Annotated in this window: 19 protein-coding genes and 1 pseudogene; 6 read left to right on the top strand and 14 right to left on the bottom strand. The window is 47.9% G+C overall.

Annotated features, from left to right (window positions below; translation table 11 throughout):
• Window positions 1-54: 54 nt before the first annotated feature.
• The 6 genes from ACVCAM_RS02130 to catA all read left to right on the top strand — a co-directional run bounded on the left by ACVCAM_RS02130 (window position 55) and on the right by catA (window position 6,065).
• Window positions 55-666 carry a flavin reductase family protein gene (locus tag ACVCAM_RS02130; RefSeq protein WP_128302202.1) on the top strand — a complete coding sequence of 204 codons (612 nt, stop codon included), beginning with the start codon at window positions 55-57 and terminating at the stop codon, window positions 664-666.
• Between the two features lie 160 nt (window positions 667-826).
• Window positions 827-1,900, top strand: a complete 1,074-nt coding sequence (locus ACVCAM_RS02125; protein WP_407223093.1) for a catalase family peroxidase — start codon at window positions 827-829, stop codon at window positions 1,898-1,900.
• Complete coding sequence (locus tag ACVCAM_RS02120) at window positions 1,897-2,484, top strand: cytochrome b (RefSeq protein WP_288450089.1); 588 nt, start codon at window positions 1,897-1,899, stop codon at window positions 2,482-2,484. The genes ACVCAM_RS02125 and ACVCAM_RS02120 overlap by 4 nt, the downstream gene beginning before the upstream one ends.
• A 396-nt stretch (window positions 2,485-2,880) precedes the next feature.
• Window positions 2,881-3,375 (top strand): molybdopterin-dependent oxidoreductase, encoded by a 495-nt coding sequence (locus ACVCAM_RS02115; protein ID WP_008503255.1) that lies wholly within the window; start codon window positions 2,881-2,883, stop codon window positions 3,373-3,375.
• A gap of 17 nt (window positions 3,376-3,392) precedes the next feature.
• Window positions 3,393-5,324, top strand: a complete 1,932-nt coding sequence (locus ACVCAM_RS02110) for a putative bifunctional diguanylate cyclase/phosphodiesterase (RefSeq protein WP_032674225.1) — start codon at window positions 3,393-3,395, stop codon at window positions 5,322-5,324.
• Window positions 5,325-5,387: 63 nt separating this feature from the next.
• Window positions 5,388-6,065, top strand: coding sequence for a type A chloramphenicol O-acetyltransferase (gene catA / locus ACVCAM_RS02105; protein ID WP_407223091.1), 678 nt, complete (start codon window positions 5,388-5,390; stop codon window positions 6,063-6,065).
• Window positions 6,066-6,347: 282 nt separating this feature from the next.
• On the opposite strand, the gene ACVCAM_RS02100 is transcribed toward catA, so the two are convergent.
• The 14 genes and pseudogenes from ACVCAM_RS02100 to ACVCAM_RS02035 all read right to left on the bottom strand — a co-directional run bounded on the left by ACVCAM_RS02100 (window position 6,348) and on the right by ACVCAM_RS02035 (window position 16,186).
• A complete protein-coding gene (locus ACVCAM_RS02100) occupies window positions 6,348-7,103 on the bottom strand; it encodes a hypothetical protein (protein WP_407223090.1) in 756 nt (251 codons plus the stop codon).
• Window positions 7,100-8,740 carry an RNA-directed DNA polymerase gene (locus ACVCAM_RS02095; RefSeq protein WP_447093521.1) on the bottom strand — a complete coding sequence of 547 codons (1,641 nt, stop codon included), beginning with the start codon at window positions 8,738-8,740 and terminating at the stop codon, window positions 7,100-7,102. Before ACVCAM_RS02095 ends, ACVCAM_RS02100 begins: the two co-directional genes overlap by 4 nt.
• 680 nt (window positions 8,741-9,420) lie before the next feature.
• The gene (locus ACVCAM_RS02090) at window positions 9,421-9,747 is read right to left on the bottom strand and encodes a hypothetical protein (protein WP_407223088.1); all 327 of its coding nucleotides are present in this window, start codon (window positions 9,745-9,747) and stop codon (window positions 9,421-9,423) included.
• 248 nt (window positions 9,748-9,995) lie between these two features.
• Window positions 9,996-10,781: a hypothetical protein gene (locus ACVCAM_RS02085; protein ID WP_014830801.1), complete on the bottom strand. Its 786-nt coding sequence runs from the start codon at window positions 10,779-10,781 to the stop codon at window positions 9,996-9,998.
• Window positions 10,778-10,951 carry a hypothetical protein gene (locus ACVCAM_RS02080; RefSeq protein ID WP_407223087.1) on the bottom strand — a complete coding sequence of 58 codons (174 nt, stop codon included), beginning with the start codon at window positions 10,949-10,951 and terminating at the stop codon, window positions 10,778-10,780. The genes ACVCAM_RS02085 and ACVCAM_RS02080 overlap by 4 nt, the downstream gene beginning before the upstream one ends.
• Before the next feature lie 411 nt (window positions 10,952-11,362).
• On the bottom strand, window positions 11,363-13,126 hold the full coding sequence (locus ACVCAM_RS02075; RefSeq protein ID WP_407223086.1) for a DNA primase family protein: 1,764 nt from the start codon (window positions 13,124-13,126) through the stop codon (window positions 11,363-11,365).
• Entirely contained in the window at window positions 13,123-13,437 is a 315-nt protein-coding gene (locus ACVCAM_RS02070; RefSeq protein WP_407223085.1) for a DUF4222 domain-containing protein, read from the bottom strand. Before ACVCAM_RS02070 ends, ACVCAM_RS02075 begins: the two co-directional genes overlap by 4 nt.
• Before the next feature lie 10 nt (window positions 13,438-13,447).
• Window positions 13,448-13,651, bottom strand: coding sequence for a hypothetical protein (locus tag ACVCAM_RS02065; RefSeq protein WP_020686326.1), 204 nt, complete (start codon window positions 13,649-13,651; stop codon window positions 13,448-13,450).
• A complete protein-coding gene (locus ACVCAM_RS02060; protein WP_407223084.1) occupies window positions 13,648-13,770 on the bottom strand; it encodes a hypothetical protein in 123 nt (40 codons plus the stop codon). Before ACVCAM_RS02060 ends, ACVCAM_RS02065 begins: the two co-directional genes overlap by 4 nt.
• The gene (locus tag ACVCAM_RS02055) at window positions 13,767-14,642 is read right to left on the bottom strand and encodes an integrase (RefSeq protein ID WP_407223781.1); all 876 of its coding nucleotides are present in this window, start codon (window positions 14,640-14,642) and stop codon (window positions 13,767-13,769) included. Before ACVCAM_RS02055 ends, ACVCAM_RS02060 begins: the two co-directional genes overlap by 4 nt.
• Window positions 14,635-14,880, bottom strand: a complete 246-nt coding sequence (locus ACVCAM_RS02050) for a host cell division inhibitor Icd-like protein (protein WP_219323689.1) — start codon at window positions 14,878-14,880, stop codon at window positions 14,635-14,637. The genes ACVCAM_RS02055 and ACVCAM_RS02050 overlap by 8 nt, the downstream gene beginning before the upstream one ends.
• A 47-nt stretch (window positions 14,881-14,927) precedes the next feature.
• Window positions 14,928-15,116, bottom strand: a pseudogene (locus ACVCAM_RS02045) (ash family protein); the annotation flags it as partial.
• 219 nt (window positions 15,117-15,335) lie between these two features.
• Entirely contained in the window at window positions 15,336-15,953 is a 618-nt protein-coding gene (locus tag ACVCAM_RS02040) for a BRO-N domain-containing protein (protein WP_219323634.1), read from the bottom strand.
• Between the two features lie 20 nt (window positions 15,954-15,973).
• Window positions 15,974-16,186 carry a helix-turn-helix transcriptional regulator gene (locus tag ACVCAM_RS02035; RefSeq protein WP_219323636.1) on the bottom strand — a complete coding sequence of 71 codons (213 nt, stop codon included), beginning with the start codon at window positions 16,184-16,186 and terminating at the stop codon, window positions 15,974-15,976.
• Window positions 16,187-16,206: the final 20 nt, after the last annotated feature.

Genomic DNA, 16,206 nt, shown 5'->3' with positions numbered 1-16,206 from the left:
TAACGCACGTTTGCACAACGTAGACTGGGTCTCCTTTAATCAGAGGATGATAAAATGAAAACCCAGCAGGTCGATTTTGCTTCTTTATATTTTGGTACACCGGTCGCCATTATCTCCAGCCAAAATCCTGACGGTTCAACCAACCTGAGCCCGGTTTCATCATGGTGGATCCTTGACCGGAATATCGTGTTCGGGCTTGGCACCTCCGGAAAATGTTATGAAAATATCACGGGTAACCCCGATATTGTTCTGAACATACCGGACAGCAGGCTCTGGCAGAATATTGAAGCTATCGCAAATAAAACGGGAAAAGCATCGCCACCGGAATGGAAGAAAAAGAGGGGGTATGTTTTTGAACAGGACAAATTTAGCTGCGGGAATTTCCATAAGGAAAAAGCGGTGACGATTAACTCGTGGAGAATTAAAGAGTGTCCTGTACAAATAGAGGCTCAAGTTTGCGGGATATCGCCCCTGACCGGTTCGCAAGGGAACCTGGTGTCCGTTGATGCCACGATAACCTGCGTCCACATATCTGAGGCATTATTAATTCATACTCAGAGAGGAGTAAAATTTAATGTGGAGAAATGGAACCCCCTCTATTATCTATTTCGCCACTATTTCTCGCTGGGTCACCGACTCGGTCACAACTTCCGCCACGATGAGTAACCCGGTCTATTGCAGCGGAAAGGTTTAAACTTTTCGTGATATTCTTTCTTTACGCCCCTTAGTTCCTATACTCGAGCCATATTCGCCACTGTATTAACACCTGTCACGCGCAACACGTTGCGCATGACAGGTGAAGATATTTTGTTCTGGAAAAACGTCTATGTCGAAACTGGATTTGAGGTCCAAAAAAACCTGGGGCGCGCTGGCAGCGATCGCCGTTGTCGCCGGTACGCTGGCATCTGCTTTTGCATGGACGGCGGGCTGGCTTGGGTCACGCACGGTCAGCCAGGCACTGGTAGGGGAAACACCGAAACCCTTCCCGGCGGGTTTTCGCCGCGCGCATGGAAAAGGCATCTGCTTTGCCGGCACCTTTACGCCAAACGGCTCGGCGGATTCCCTTTCAACCTCCCGCCTCTTCTCACAGCAGGAAGTGCCCGTGGTGGGCCGATTCTCTATTGGTAATGGCGATCCGCATGCCCCGGATAGTACGACCAAAACCCTGAGCATGGCGCTACTGCTAAAGACAGATGACAAGCAACAATGGCGGATGGCGATGAACAACGAGCCTTTCTTCGCCACGCACAGCCCGGAAGGTTTTCTGGCCTTACGAAAAGCCACGGCCGTTGATGCGGCCACCGGGAAACCGGATCCGCAGCGTCTCAAAGACTTTTTAAAAGCGTACCCGGAGGCGGAGAAATACCTTAAATGGGCGGCACAAAAACCCGCTCCCGGCAGCTTCGCGGGCGCGACGTTTTACAGCATTAACGCCTTTTACCTTGTGAACGCGCAGGGGGAACGTCAAGCCGTTCGCTGGATGATGCGTCCGCACGAGCCTTTCCTGTCGATAAGCGATGAACAACGACAAAAAGCCGATGACAACTTCCTGTTCGAAAACCTGCGCCAGCGCCTGGCGCAGAAGCCACTCTACTGGGATTACGTTTTGCAGCTCGCACAGCCGGGCGATCCGGTGGATGACCCTTCCCAGCCATGGCCGGACGATCGCAAAAAGAGGGTGGCCGGCACGCTGGAAGTGACGCGCGTCGAAGCACAATCCACAGGCGCGTGCCGCGACGTTAACTTTGACCCTTCTGTCGTTCCTGCAGGCGTTGTGGTGTCTGACGATCCCATCTTAAACGCCCGCTCCGCGGCCTACTCCCACTCTTTCAGCCGCCGTGAGCGGGAAATTGGCTACGGCAAAGCCACCGAAGCCGTGCAAAAGCAGGAGGTAAAATGAGCTCAAATAAAGACAGGCGAGAGCACGCGCCGCAGCATTTCAATACCCTGGCGCGAAGCCTGCACTGGCTGATGGCGGTGATGATCCTGGCTATGCTGTTCATCGGTGCCGCGATGATGACGTCATTACATCACCGGATCTGGTTAATCGATCTGCACCGGCCGCTGGGTATCGCCATTTTACTGCTGGCACTGGTTCGTCTGGTCAACCGACTTCTGAGCCGGACGCCCCCACTTCCTGCCGATTTGCCCGTCTGGCAGGTGCTTGCCGCAAAGGCATCACACTGGATGCTGTATGGGTTAATGCTGGCAATGCCGCTGCTGGGCTGGGCGCAGCTGTCGGCAGCGGGCCTGCCAATTGTCATGTTTGATGGTGTCAACCTGCCGGCAATTGTCCCGACCAGTCCGGCACTCTTTGCCTGGTGTCACGACGCCCATAGCCTTCTGGCAAAGTTGCTTTTTGCTGTGGTGCTGGTCCATCTCTCTGCCGCACTCGTTCATGCGTGGATCTACCGAGACGCAGTGTTTGCCAGCATGGCGAAAGGGGGTAAGCCGGTGTCAGCCATCCGGGAGGACCTGAAGTAAGGCAAGCGGTAGGGGACACGCACTGTCGGAATGTTCGTGTCCTCGCTTGTCATCATCCTGAAACAACGGACACAACCGGAGCACGTATTTGGTCTCCAGATTCGCGCGTCAAAACGCCACGAACACCCCACAATTGTCTTAAAAGATAATATCCCTCAATTAAAGCGATTATTTTTTAATCAAAAGAGCATTTATGCCCGCAATTTTAGCTTTTATCAAAAAGTTAAGTGTCGCTTGAGTATCAAACACTCTGTCACCCACACCACCTAACAGATTGATTTTATTGACATCACATCAATAAAAACGATAAAACCCCTGACTTCCCAACAAAATATATCAACTCGTGTGATATCTAAATTATAATTCTTATACTTCTGTTAAAAGGTGGAGGTCAAAATGCGATTAACCCTACTGCTGTTATGCTGTCTGGTACAGAGTGTAACCTGGGCTGGCGACCTGCCAAAACCAGTTGGTAAACCCATTTTAACGATTTCCGGTAATATAGAAAATACCAATGAAAATGGAAAAGCAGTGTTTGATCTCGCCAGCCTTGAAAAACTGGGTGTCGTGAGTTTCGAGACAACCTCCCCCTGGTATAACGGTCGTACGAAGTTTGAGGGTGTGCCAATGAGCAAGCTCATGGATTATGTGGGTGCAAAAGGTACGAACGTGAATGTTATTGCGCTCAATGATTACTCAACCATCATCCCTCTCAGCGACTTTAAAAAATACAACGCCATCCTTGCCTTAAAGGTCAATGGCGAATATATGCGCATCCGCGATAAAGGCCCATCGTTCATTGTATACCCCTATGACAGTCTTCCTGAGTTGAATAATCAGATTTATTACTCACGATCAGCATGGCAGGTAAGCAAAATGAAGATTGAGTAGTCGTTCAGGAGAACATAATGAACAGGATACTGGTTGGTATCATTTTTTCTCTTTTTATCACGACAGGATATATTGCATACCTTGTTTATGATCGTCAGCAAGAATTGCAAAAACTGACTCAATACACTGAGTCCTGGTCCGTGGCACAACTGGTATCAGAGTATTACCGTTTTGAATCATGGCTTGGTCTATACGCAACCGATACCGATGACGTTACGATAGACCAGGTCCGCATGCGCCTCGAAATTATGCTCAGTCAGGGCGATTTAATGAAGGGGGGCGATTTAGGTCGCTACATTGACAGCGATAAAACGCATCAAGAACTCGCTTTACGCTTAGAAAACATACTGGCCTATCTGGATAGCCATCTTGAAAATATGAGCCACCCGGAGTTAAAAGCATACCTGACAAATATGCATGAACTTGATGCACCGCTAAGCCAGCTTTCTGCCACGGCATTAACAAAAGATATTAACACAGTTAACGAATCCAATAAGAAAATACAGATACTGTATTATATCTACTCGGCACTTTCATTGCTCCTGGTGATTTTAAGCTTTATTCTCGGCTTCTTAATGATCTACCAGAATAAAAACATTCTGAAAGCACATATGCAGGTTAAAAGCCTGGCTGACGAACTTCAAATATCAAAAGAAAAGCTGCAAATTCAGAACGCGAAGCTGGAGTATGATGTTTATCATGACTCCCTCACCGGCATGAAAAACCGCCTTTTCTTCTGGGACGATCTCAACAAAATTAATCTTCAGGCAGATAAAAACCACGTCCCCGTCACCGTAATGTTATTTGATTTAGACCGCTTCAAAGAGGTCAACGATACCTATGGCCATGATACGGGAGATTTGCTGCTGAATCAGGTCTCCCGACGGCTGACCTCGATGAGCAGCGCAACGGATACGTTTTACCGTTTGGGCGGCGATGAATTCGCCCTTCTCTCCAGCGGACTCACGGAAACCGCCGCTGTTTCGCGCGCCAAAGAAATCAGCGATCATATCAGCCAGCCCTATACGATTAATAATCAGCTAATAAAAATTGCCACCTGCGTGGGTATCGTTTTATCTGATAATGAACGACGCTCTGATTATCTATACAAATTTGCCGATCTGGCCCTTTACGAAGCGAAAAAAGAAGGTTCGCAGCAGATCAAAGTCTTCCGTCAGTGGATGCTGCAAAGACTGCAGGAAAGCAGAACCCTTGAACATGATATGGCTCTGGCGATCGATCACAATGAATTCGTTGTCTATTACCAGCCTATTGTCGATTCATTCAGCAATGAAATTTACGGCTATGAAGCGCTTATTCGCTGGATACACCCGGTGAAAGGGATACTCGCGCCAGATTATTTTATTTCCGTCGCTGAAAAAACGGGAATGATCAATGAGATCGGCAAGTCGGTGCTTGAGATGGCCTGCCGGGAAGCGGTGTCCTGGGCGGTGCCGGCCAGGATCTCGGTGAACGTCTCCCCCGTTCAGCTAGGCACAAAATCGTTTACGACGATGGTGCAGTCCATCCTGAAAGAGACAGGGCTACCGGCCAGCCGACTTGAGCTAGAGGTAACAGAGTCTTCGCTCTTCAGTGACAGCAACATGCCGATCACTATTCTCAAAAAGCTCCGGGCACTGGGTGTCAAAATTTCTATCGATGATTTCGGAACGGGATATTCCTCGCTCTCACGACTGAGTGAACTGAATTTTGATAAAATTAAAATAGATAAATCTTTTGTGAATCCGATATCCACGCAGGATGATGCCCTTAATATCGTTAAGTTAATTACCGGCATGGCGAAGAGCCTCAACATGCGGGTCATTGCAGAGGGTGTTGAAACCGAAGCGCAGCTTGAACGGCTTCAGGCGCTTGGCTGCGATCTCGTGCAGGGATACCTGTTCGGAAAGCCACAGGCTGAGATTGACAGGAAGATTAGATACGGTTGAAATGGTTGTCCGGTTGTTTCTGGCCAAAAATCACGTAGACGGTTGATAATCAAAGGTTAAACAATGAAAAAAACAGCCCCGGAGTATACGCCTGTTGATTTATCTCGTTGGCCAAGGAAGGAGCATTTTGAAGTCTTCCAGTCATTTGCTGAATGCACAATTAACCAAACCGTTCTCATCGACATTACCGCGCTGCGAAAACATATCAAAGCGGTGGGCTGGAAGTTTTACCCGACGATCATTTTTCTCCTGTCTAACATCATGAACCGGCATCCTGAGTTCCGTATGGCCATGAAGGACAATGAGCTTGTCATATGGAATGAAGTTCATCCCAGCTACACCATTTTCCACCCCGAAACGGAGACGTTTTCGTCACTGTGGAGCCACTATGACGGCAATATTCATCACTTCCAGAACACGTATGCAGAAGATACGGCCCGCTATGGAAATAGCCTTTCATACTGGCCTAAGGAAGAGTCCCGGGAAAATGTCTTTTTCGTCTCGTCTATTCCGTGGGTAACGTTTACCAACTTTAATATGAACATTGCGCACATGAAGAACTTCTTTTCGCCTATGTTCACGTTTGGAAAATACTACGAGCAGGATGGAAAAGTGCTGCTGCCGCTCGCGGTGCAGGTCCATCATTCGGTGTGCGATGGCTTCCATGTGGCAAGGATGTTTAATGAGTTGCAGGAGATGTGTGATGGTTTGTCGGGGCTGTCGGAAGAAAGTTATAGATGAGTCGCAATAAATCTCTATGAAAAGAGGTAAATGTTTTTTATTTGGTTGTAAAAGGACAGCGTGAAAGATGGTTCGATAATAGGAACAGCACCACACGCTTAAGGCATTGATTTTAAATCATTTTTTATAATGCGATTATGAAAGTACCCCCAAAGATACCCCCAATAACTATTCTATTTCTAAACTTTGTGGAGCTTAGAACTGCGATTATCATATTTAGGAATAATATACTTTAAGTGCTATGGCTGCGAAGGCATAGCACTTCTACTCACCTCGCAGAATTTACTCTCCTAATTTATACGCATAATCACCCACAATTGACGAAAACAACTCCAACAGTTCTAACTTAGTTCTTCCAGCAGCTGCTATTCTAACTAATTCATTGAAGTCAATTTCAATGTATTTGTTTGCTCTTGGATTTAGTAATACACCTGTCTTCCATTCATTCATACCGCCCTCAATTGAGGATGAAAAACTTAATAGCCAATAAATTAAAATCTGACGATAATCAGAAGACGAAAAATTTCTATTTGTGCATTTTACTTCAATCAGTCTCTGGCCGATTGAAAAATCTCCTTGGCCTTCTGCTATCCATTGAAATCCAGGAATGATGGGGGCCCTAACTACATTACCTCCCCCCCACCCCTCTCTCAAATACCTTATTGATTTTATTAGATTATTGGCAGTTTGATTAGCTATTTTAATCTCAACAACTGATAAGTGATCTGGTAAAACCGCATCAAAATATCTTGATTGCCGGCTCAGAGCTATAGACAAACATTCATTCCAATCTTCATTTTTTCCTTCAAGAATTTGCTCTGCTCTAACATAGGCAACTTCAAATAACATAGCTGCATTTGTATTTATCCCAACCAACATACCTTCATCAATAATAGTACAACCGGGTATAGGTTGGGCTTCGCGATTGAGATGTGCGATTATTGCTGGTAGCAATTGTGGAAATAACAAATCACAGATACCTGGAATATCTCGCGCTACAGTTCTCGGATCTTTGACAGGTAATCTTAAAAATCTCATTTATTATTTACCTCTTGGCACCAATTAATAAATATTTCAGAGAATGATGACTTTCCTTTTTGTTCAATTCCAAGTAACCATGAGTTAGATATTGCTTTTTTAACTTGATCCCTAAAATGTTTTCCATCATCACCGAATTTATAGGATGCGAGCCAAAGTATCCTTTGTACCTCCGGTGATAATTTTGACCATTTATTCCTCTCAGAAATAAATGAGGGTCTATCTTTCCAATTCCTTATACAATCGAGACACGCTCTTTTTATAGTTTCAGACGAGCTTTCATTTAGTAAACTATGAACATATGCAGCCCTATTATTTGTTCGTGTTACTCTTATAGAGCGTAAATAATGCAAACAGTTAGCTTCTGGTAGCAGTAGATGCTCAGAATGAACAAAAATATCGTCTACCATCCTATCAAGCATTTGATAGATTGAGGAATATCGCTCATCATTCCTGATAGAGTTTACACCCTTAATAATTGTAGAAAAAGAGCTTCTAAAAGAGTGTAAATTTTCAGGAGAGAGTAATGTTATACATAGCTGTAATGCTAAAGCAGGCTCCTGAAGTTTCAATGTTCTACTTATTTGATTAACTAAGAAAGTGTCAGGCTGACTTTTATGAATTTCCAAATCAAGCAAGGCTTGTACATTTAGTTTCTCAACAGTTTCAACTAGTTCATCATAATCAGCGACAGGGTTGTCAGAATATGGGTCAAAATGTAAGTCAATTTTTTTAAGTTTACTAGACTTATCATCATCTACAAACAATTGTGTATAAACAAAATTTTTATAATGCTGAGCTTTTAGAATTGTTGTTTTAGTTCTATTTAATGACAACCCATAATCAGCCAAAGCATTAGATAGAATTGAAATAGCACGATAAGCGTCAGCCTGATCACTGGCAATTATCGTAAAATCATCTACATACCTATGCCAATTGAGTTTTGATGATGTCAAAAGTTGGTCTACTGAGGTCATTAGTAGCTCAGCTAAAACTCTTGAGCACTGCCCTCCGACTGGCAAGCCAAATGATCTACCCGCTGACAACTGACTTAATAATCTATCTATTTGAGTTGCAACTGTTGAACCTTCCCCAAACAAATCATTAATACAATTTTCGATACGATGATGATAAATATGCTCGTAAAAGCTTGATATATCCGTTTGAATAACAACAGCACCCTCATTATTTAATGCCGCATCATTAATTGTTGCTTCTTTATATGCCCGCCACGACTTATCTCTATCAAATAAATTCACACCAGTTTCAACATAACGATATGAATGTGCATTTTGACTTCTTTTAGATTCATTTATTTCTGCAATCGCGATAGCCAGACCATTAAGATATACATTCCAAAATGGATGGATCTTCGTTGAAATTCTAAAGCCACTTGCACCAGTTGGAGAAAGCAATCTCTCCGAGTAAACCTGAATTCCATTTAAAATATTTCTTGCATTCGGCCTGCCATCTTTCTCAAGCCTTTTAAAAAAATCAAAAGCAATATTTGCTATCTGCTCCTTCGACTCCGAAATAAAAACAGTATCGATATCAAAAGGCAACATGTCATTATCGCCATGAGCGCCAACATCTTCAATAGCCCTTATAAAGTGCTCAAGTTTCACTGTATTCATCATACCCACCGACTCATTAATATCATTTATATTAAGATATAGAAAGTTAACTTATGACAAGATTCTTAAATAGGCAAGTTCTTATTTTTTGAAAAGCAAAATACAGTCAGGATTAATATCAGATGCCATTTCAGACAACTCAATTATTTCAATGACAATGATTTACATTGTTTATTATTCCAAAAAAAATTTATCAAAGTGCATCATTTTAAACTACAAGTATCGAATCTGACTGAATGAAGCAACTGTAACTTAGAGCGCGTTCTGCCAAAAATCCCCACTGGCGCTGCCGGTGGGTGACAACTTTTGACAACTCAATCTGAACGCCAGTGTCCGGGCAAACTAGAACAGCGATCTGAAAGAGGCTCGAGGATGGTTGCAAAGGGGGAGTGCTTAACACCTCCCCTTCACGAGTTCGTGTACCTGAAGTTTTCTGAAGCGGTAGCAGTTGACACTTCCCCCTAGTTTTCCCTAGTAAGGCATAACAAACCATAACAGGCTGACACCTGCCCTGCTTCGCATCAGGATTAACAAAAGTTAACAGCCAAGGCTCAACAAATCTCAACGCCAGCCCTTTACACTTCTGCTGTAGCTGCTGTTCGTAGGCGTCAGGATCCGTTAGGTTGGGTTGACACTTTTCCCAGTTTCTCGTGAAAAAGTGTCAAGTTTGAGGGCTGGGGGGTTTACAGTTTTTCGCCGTCCAGCAGGCAGAGCGCCCTTAATCTTGTTTTGCTCCAGTCATCCGGCGTATCGGGGTGCATTGTGGAAACGTAGGCCAGCTCAGAACGAAGAAACCGTAAAGCGCCCGCGGCACGGTCTTTGCCATAGAAGCTGTGGGTTTCTTCATCCGGCCGGAAGAGAATCAGCAATTGTTCATCGGGCTCGTGCTGAACATCAAAACCCAGCTCAGCGGCTGCTGCCTCTATTCGCTGGCCAGCATTAATATCAGCCGGCAGCTCTTTCCCGCCGTCATGCACCCATACCCACGCGGCGGCCTGCGCCCACGTCATTGCATTGTGATGATCACCAGCACCAGCACCAGCACCAGCACCAGCACCAGCACCAGCACCAGCACCAGCACCAGCAGAATTTTGTTTAGCCTGCGATGCTTCGACATCCACTTTATCGCCTGAAATTACAATTTCACCGCGGGCTATCCAGCCGTAAACAGTTTGCCGGCTGACGCCCATATGCCTGGCGTAGGCTGACTTACTTAATAGCATCGTGATGTTTCCCTCCGGGCAGAAAAAAGCCGCCCTCAGGCGGCCTGCTTCTCTTCTGAATGTGCCTGCCGCTGGCTGCCTTTGAGCATCGCGCTGACATGTTCGCTTAACTGGTCAAGGCCGGTCATGCGTGGCTGTACGTCTGATGGATCGTCGTTCTTCCCGTACACGAGATTGTTATACCAGGTACGGACAGCTGTAATTTGTGCGACGTCTTTCCTTACCGCGTCGACCAGATCGGCAACCGCGCTAATCACCTGCCCATTCTCTGATGCGATACGGGAGAAGCCGAGACGTTTTAGCTGTTCCGTATCGAGTCCCGAACACACAGCATGCGCCCTTAGTAAGGCGTCCGCCAGCTCCTGATGCTTTCCACTGTGCATCGACAGCAGCATTTTTTCCTGGCTGCGGCGATCCAGCCTTGCGAATGCCTGGCGCATTTCGCTGTCACGCATGAATCCCTGAACATCATCAGATGCCAGGGGATTAACCGGAGCGAGCTTGTTCTTCAGGTAATCGAGAATGTTTGCGGCCTGCTCGCTTACGGCTGCCACCCCGCGGGTAAAGTCTTTGAGCGTGTCCGGGTTCCGGGCTTCACCTGCCCTGCGGTTTTTTGCCTGTTCGTTCAGATCCGGATCGTTGCGGATAACGTCCAGCAAATCCGCCTCAGCTTCGGCCTGCTGCGCCGTTGTCCTCAGGCTGGTGAGTTCGCCCGCCATGCCACGGAATAAAGCGGCCATCTGAGTATTTGGCGCAACAACCTTACCGGCATAACCTGCCAGCTCGATACTGTGTTTCCCTATTTTGATTGAGTAGCTCACTTGCCAGCCTCCATTTTCGATAGCCCTGCATCAAATACCTTGCGTGCAACAGCATGGATTGACGGCGCGATCCCCATGCCCGACTTCTGGCGCTCCCTCTCCTGAATGGTTTTCAGAGCCTGAATCTGTTTCCCGTTCAGCAGAACGGGCTTAACGTTAACCTTGCTCATGATGCCCCCTGTAATAGCGACCGTTAAAGTTCCATTAATCGCAACAATCAAATAATTGATTGCGGTTTATGAAACGATGTTAATGAAATTGCAGGGGTGCACAACGCGGAAAGTATGAATGCGTTTTAAAGAATTTGCCCTCAAGGTATACATGGTGTTCATAAATCCAAAAAATTACTTATAAAACAAAATATTAACCTATGAACACCAGCCTACATTTTAGGATTTCAGGTCTACACGGTATACATCATTCTGTTTAATAAACCATCAGATGATTAATGAGAGAATGAACACCATGTACACCCTGTGTATACCTGAAAACAAGGTATACATGGTTTATTTAGCTGATTTATATATAAATTATCTTCTCGATGTATACCATGTATACCTTTCTCCATATTTATCTGAACTTCATTCTTTATGACCGGCTACAGGATGCGTCTGAGGTAACCAGTCTTCCGCACTTTCCGAAAGTTCGACGTTAGTCACCATGCCACGGGCTTTCCGTTCCTTACGGTACTCGTGATTAAACTCCCTCATCGCGCTTTCCATCCCCTCTGCGAATTTATTCAGCGTCAGCGGTTTGTCGAAACCGTTGGCCTCAAGGAATGCCAGATAAGCGTGATAGAGATAAATTCGCGGATAGTGAGGCGGATTGCGGTTTCCTACCATCATTCCCGCACAATCAGCCAGGCGCTCCAGATGCGCACAGAAGGCGTATAGCGGATCCGTTTTCTGTTTTACCTCTAATGCCTCTTCGCTGTTCCGTTGCTCCAGTAGCAGCGCCCGCGCTTTTTCCGGGTTCGCAAAGTTCGCCAGCAGCCGGCGAACAACCACCGGAATTTCAGCGGATATCTTTTCTGCCAGGTCGGGATCTTTATCCTCTTCGCTGACGCGCCGGTTAAACTGGAAAATTACGCGGCGCCGGGAAACGCCCCCGGCACGTTCGGTGAAAATCATCGGCGTGTTGTTCGTGGCCACAACCACCGCCCGCAGAACGGCGGTGTACTGGTGCTCGTGTTTCGGGTCGATCTCCACCGCATCCCCGCCGGTGATTGCCTTTATGCCGGTGCCCTCACCTGAATATTTGGGCTGATCAGGAAGCGTTATCATGCTCTTGCCGACGAACTGCGCCCGCCCGCGTGCGCTGTCGAGCGCCGCCATGTTCCCGCTGGCAGTGTTATGCGCGCCGGCCAGCATCGTGGCGATGTGGGTAAAGACGCTTTTCCCGCTGCCGCCCTCCCCGGTTATCTCGAGGAACAGCTGCCAGTCATACCGGTTCGCCAGCACCATAAAGAGCGCTGCAGCGATGCGCTGCATCTTAATTGCGTCTCTATCTGATGCGTAACTTAGCCACTTATGGAAGTTCGGCGCGTGGTCGCGGAGGTTTTCGCCCGGCACCGCCGGCGTGTAGGTCACGCCGTTGTGGTTGGTCAGCCAGTTATCCTGGCTGTGTTCGGAGAAAACGCCGGTTTCCATATCGTAGACACCGTTTGCAAAGGGGATCAGGCTGCGCCGCGGCTCCCCCATTACTGGGATAACAATTTTCAGGGCGTCGATAACGTTGTTGATCGCGCGCTTGCTGAAGTTGGTTTTGTTCTCGTTGTAGATAGCCACCATTTCGCGGCTCAGCTCGAGCAGAGACGTTTTCTCCCAGATGCCGGCACGGTAGACGTACACGCCTTCGCTGTTTTCATTGATCGCAATGCCGGTGTAACGCGCGGCCAGTATGAGCGCCTTTTCGTTATCAGCCAGGTCGCGAAGGTTTACATCCTTCAGCGGTTTGCCGATCACCATGCTTTTGCCGGCTTCCGCATCGGCTTTGAGGCGCGGCAGCTGTGGCGTCCAGTCCTCCAGAAGCTGATAACCTTCAGAGTAGAATTGCGCGCGCTCCACGCCGGCCACCGCCAGCTTTGTAGAGAGAATGGTTATCTGCCGTTCGGTCAGATGCCCGCCACGACAAACGCGGGCATAGAGCCGGCCATCATCCACAATCCGGATATTCTCCAGCTCCGCCAGCTGCTTTTTATCCAGCACGACCGGCGGCACGGTGTCGCCAATCGGGTTCATTTCCTGCCATGCTTTAGCGAACGTCCAGGCATCGGCGCCGGCAAAGATAATTGACTCCTCCATGAGATCCGCCGGCTGCTTTTTAAGGTTTGGTGCATTCTTCATTTTCTGTTCCCTCGCTCCCTGATGATTTCCCGCATAACCCGAATTCGTTCGATGCCCTGTACCCGCATAATCCGATCGATATCTTTCTCGCCGGCGACCGGCGCGGAAGAAACAAATTCAAACTCCCGCACCAGTCTTTCGGGCGTACAAAAACACGGTGAGCTGTACCCTTCACGGCAATATGTCACTCTGTCGAATCGGTAACTTTCGATAATTACGATATTGCCCCGACTGTCCTTCCATTTATCGCTCGGCCTGATTTCAGGGTGAGCGCGGCCACCAGCAGCTAAGCCGGAATTTTTAATCGTCATATTTTTAACCTCACGCCGCTGGCGGGATTACCTGATAACCAATTTTCCTCAGAAAGCGCGCGGCACTCTCCACCGTAAAAATGATTTCGTCGTCCATAAGGGGGCGCATCGACTGAAGACCATTTGACGTGTCCACCAGATAGCGGCCGCCGGCCGGGAAACTGAAAACGTTTTTGCCGTCGGCCCGGCGAACCAGATCGTAAACAGGAGTCATAATTTCACCTCCCCTTCCCTTAATGACTGGCTGGCAAAACAATATCGCGCACTATTTAATTGCTCAGATACGTGATCGGCAAAAGCGCCGAGACGGCAAAATTGGATAACCATTTTCATACAGATACCTCCATGGCCAGACGGGATTGAATGGCGGAGGCCTTACTGCCCAACTGGAGGTAAGTTCGGGTGATTGCCGGGTTACTGTGCCCGAGCATTTCAGAGGCAACCAGCAAACCCTGTTCGCCGCCGGCGGACATGAGATTAAAGGCGGCAATTTTGCGGCTGGAATAGGCGCTAAGGCGCAGACGCGTGTTTACAACGCGGGTAAACCACACCATAACGTTGTGCAGTTTCTTCCAGATTGTCTGGCGACTCACGCTACCTTCCAGAGACTGGCAACGGTTACTTTCAATCTGGCTGCGGGAAAATACCAGGTCGTCACCGATAAGATTGCGCTCCATGCGTTCACGCAGCCGCTTGATGATGCCCGGCGGCAGCTGTTTGGTATCGTGCTTAACTTCAGCCTTCGCCACCAGCTCAAACACGATCGCCTGTTCTTCTTCCGTCATGCCGGCGGCCAGCTCGTCGCAGCTCACGCTATCCCATTGCATGTAGGCAATGTGATCGCCAGCAAGCCGGGCAGCGTCCTTACGCTGCTGGCGAACAATCTCGATCCCCTTCCGGGTCGCCCTGGCTTCTGCTGCTTTGGTCTGCTTCGCTACGATGATTGTTGCAATGCCGGTTTCCCAGTTGATGCACGAGTAACGGAAGTTGCAAACGTCGCTGGTACGCCAGCCGGTAACGGTCGCAATATCCCACCAGAGCAAAACCCAGTCCGGCTGGGTCTGCTGGATGCGTTCGCGCAGTTTGCGCTGCTCTTCCCGTTCATAAACGGGGGTCATGGTGCGGGTGCCTTTCGTGGTAGTGGCTTTTATCACGTTGCCGCGCAGCTCGCGGGCTTTAGCTGTCAGGGTCTGGAGGTTAAGCATGGCTACCTCCCAATTTCGCAACATCCAGTTCAAACGCGCCGCTACTGTACTGATAAAGCGAACATTCAGAGCGAATTTTGGCGGCAAATATAAGATCCCAGCGGGAATACCACTCGCGGGCTTCTTGCTCACTGTCGGCAACGATGCGGATAACAACGGGAGTGCACGTTTGGCCTTTCGGCGTACCGAGGAAAAGCCAGGTGAATTTGGGCAGTTTTTGGGTTGGGGTAGTAGCCATGTGGCAGCCTCCATACAGTGGTCTAGATAACCACCACCGGAAACGCCAATTTCACTGGTGGTGGACTGAGCAGGGTTGGCGTAACCGGACTGTATGGACTCCGGCGCGGATTTCTCCGCCCCCACCCAGCCCACCATAATTTTGCTAGCAGAGCGGTTTTGAACCACAACGCGTGAAAATAGGTGAGACGGATCAACGGCACAAAAAAAGACGCTTGGCGCGTCATGTGTCGCCATACAGTCATTCAGGACGCCAATCCTGACACCAGATTTTGCTGGTGCTTTTAAAGCATACCCTTCAGTTGAATAACAAGGCAAGGAGTTTTTAGGGTGAGCGAAGCCCTGCCCCAGACGGGCATAATTGTTCTTCATGGCATTAACCTTTTTGAATTTTTTAGTGAGCTGTCGCGACGAACTTATTTTGAGTGCTCAACATCGCAAGAGCACGCAAGTTATTCACGAACTCAATTTTTTTTCATCCGTTAAAGGGCGAACTTCAGTAAACGGCTCCTGACCATCTTCGCCTAACAGCTCGGGCTGATACTTACGCCATAGCAGGCTCTCCTCCCGCACAAGAGCCTCTTTTACTCCCTTACACTGCTGCAACTTGTACCCGCGTTTGCTGGCCTCCTGCTGATAAGCAGCCATGCGCCGGCTGAAGTCGTTCAGGAACACGAACGGCACTCCATAGAAGCCAGTTTTACGAATTGAGGGAATGACCTCACGGAATACCCAATTACTGAAATGGTGCGCAAAGGTGCCGGGAGTAGTTGCCTTACGACTACGTGAGATCAGTTTGTAGAATCCTGACTCGCATACAGTTCGCATAGTCTGCTTTCCGCCAGGGGTGGGTATTAAACACTCCCCCTTTTCATCGTCATCCAGACGTCGCAAAGCAACCTTGTGATCTGTTATTTCCAGAGCTGCGCATACATCTGCTGCTACAAACCATGGCTCGCCCAGGATCTTAACAATTCGTACTTTTGCATCCTCAAATTTAATGACCGAAATATCATCGCTGCTGTTTTCAGGGTGAGCAAAACCCTGCCCGGCACGGGCATTTTTGATCGTCATGTTGGTTTTCCCGGGCTAAGTTACAGTTGTGGTTTTGTGGAAATTAGAGCATCACGCTCTTCAATACGCTGGCTAATCCATTCATCTACTTCGCTTTCAACAAAAGCTACAGACCGTGATCCAATCTTAACGGAGGAAGGAAAACGATTCTGACTAATAAGTCGATAAATCCAAGCTTTACTATAACCGGTGCGCCGTTGCACTTCAGGAAGACGGATAAGGACTTGAGACATGTTTAACTCCTGTAGTTGTT

It is taken from the genome of Enterobacter sp. CFEC122, assembly GCF_052983755.1.
The sequence above is the reverse complement of the archived record's forward strand: the minus strand, read 5'-3'. Positions and strand labels throughout refer to the sequence as shown.

What these genes read in the sequence shown, in the direction of transcription:
- ACVCAM_RS02130 (WP_128302202.1), top strand. Translation starts at nt 55, where the DNA reads ATGAAAACCCAGCAGGTCGATTTTGCTTCTTTATATTTTGGTACACCG.
- ACVCAM_RS02125 (WP_407223093.1), top strand. Translation starts at nt 827, where the DNA reads ATGTCGAAACTGGATTTGAGGTCCAAAAAAACCTGGGGCGCGCTGGCA.
- ACVCAM_RS02120 (WP_288450089.1), top strand. Translation starts at nt 1,897, where the DNA reads ATGAGCTCAAATAAAGACAGGCGAGAGCACGCGCCGCAGCATTTCAAT.
- ACVCAM_RS02115 (WP_008503255.1), top strand. Translation starts at nt 2,881, where the DNA reads ATGCGATTAACCCTACTGCTGTTATGCTGTCTGGTACAGAGTGTAACC.
- ACVCAM_RS02110 (WP_032674225.1), top strand. Translation starts at nt 3,393, where the DNA reads ATGAACAGGATACTGGTTGGTATCATTTTTTCTCTTTTTATCACGACA.
- catA (WP_407223091.1), top strand. Translation starts at nt 5,388, where the DNA reads ATGAAAAAAACAGCCCCGGAGTATACGCCTGTTGATTTATCTCGTTGG.
- ACVCAM_RS02100 (WP_407223090.1), bottom strand. Translation starts at nt 7,103, where the DNA reads ATGAGATTTTTAAGATTACCTGTCAAAGATCCGAGAACTGTAGCGCGA.
- ACVCAM_RS02095 (WP_447093521.1), bottom strand. Translation starts at nt 8,740, where the DNA reads ATGATGAATACAGTGAAACTTGAGCACTTTATAAGGGCTATTGAAGAT.
- ACVCAM_RS02090 (WP_407223088.1), bottom strand. Translation starts at nt 9,747, where the DNA reads ATGACGTGGGCGCAGGCCGCCGCGTGGGTATGGGTGCATGACGGCGGG.
- ACVCAM_RS02080 (WP_407223087.1), bottom strand. Translation starts at nt 10,951, where the DNA reads ATGAGCAAGGTTAACGTTAAGCCCGTTCTGCTGAACGGGAAACAGATT.
- ACVCAM_RS02075 (WP_407223086.1), bottom strand. Translation starts at nt 13,126, where the DNA reads ATGAAGAATGCACCAAACCTTAAAAAGCAGCCGGCGGATCTCATGGAG.
- ACVCAM_RS02070 (WP_407223085.1), bottom strand. Translation starts at nt 13,437, where the DNA reads ATGACGATTAAAAATTCCGGCTTAGCTGCTGGTGGCCGCGCTCACCCT.
- ACVCAM_RS02065 (WP_020686326.1), bottom strand. Translation starts at nt 13,651, where the DNA reads ATGACTCCTGTTTACGATCTGGTTCGCCGGGCCGACGGCAAAAACGTT.
- ACVCAM_RS02060 (WP_407223084.1), bottom strand. Translation starts at nt 13,770, where the DNA reads ATGAAAATGGTTATCCAATTTTGCCGTCTCGGCGCTTTTGCCGATCAC.
- ACVCAM_RS02055 (WP_407223781.1), bottom strand. Translation starts at nt 14,642, where the DNA reads ATGCTTAACCTCCAGACCCTGACAGCTAAAGCCCGCGAGCTGCGCGGC.
- ACVCAM_RS02050 (WP_219323689.1), bottom strand. Translation starts at nt 14,880, where the DNA reads ATGGCTACTACCCCAACCCAAAAACTGCCCAAATTCACCTGGCTTTTC.
- ACVCAM_RS02040 (WP_219323634.1), bottom strand. Translation starts at nt 15,953, where the DNA reads ATGACGATCAAAAATGCCCGTGCCGGGCAGGGTTTTGCTCACCCTGAA.
- ACVCAM_RS02035 (WP_219323636.1), bottom strand. Translation starts at nt 16,186, where the DNA reads ATGTCTCAAGTCCTTATCCGTCTTCCTGAAGTGCAACGGCGCACCGGT.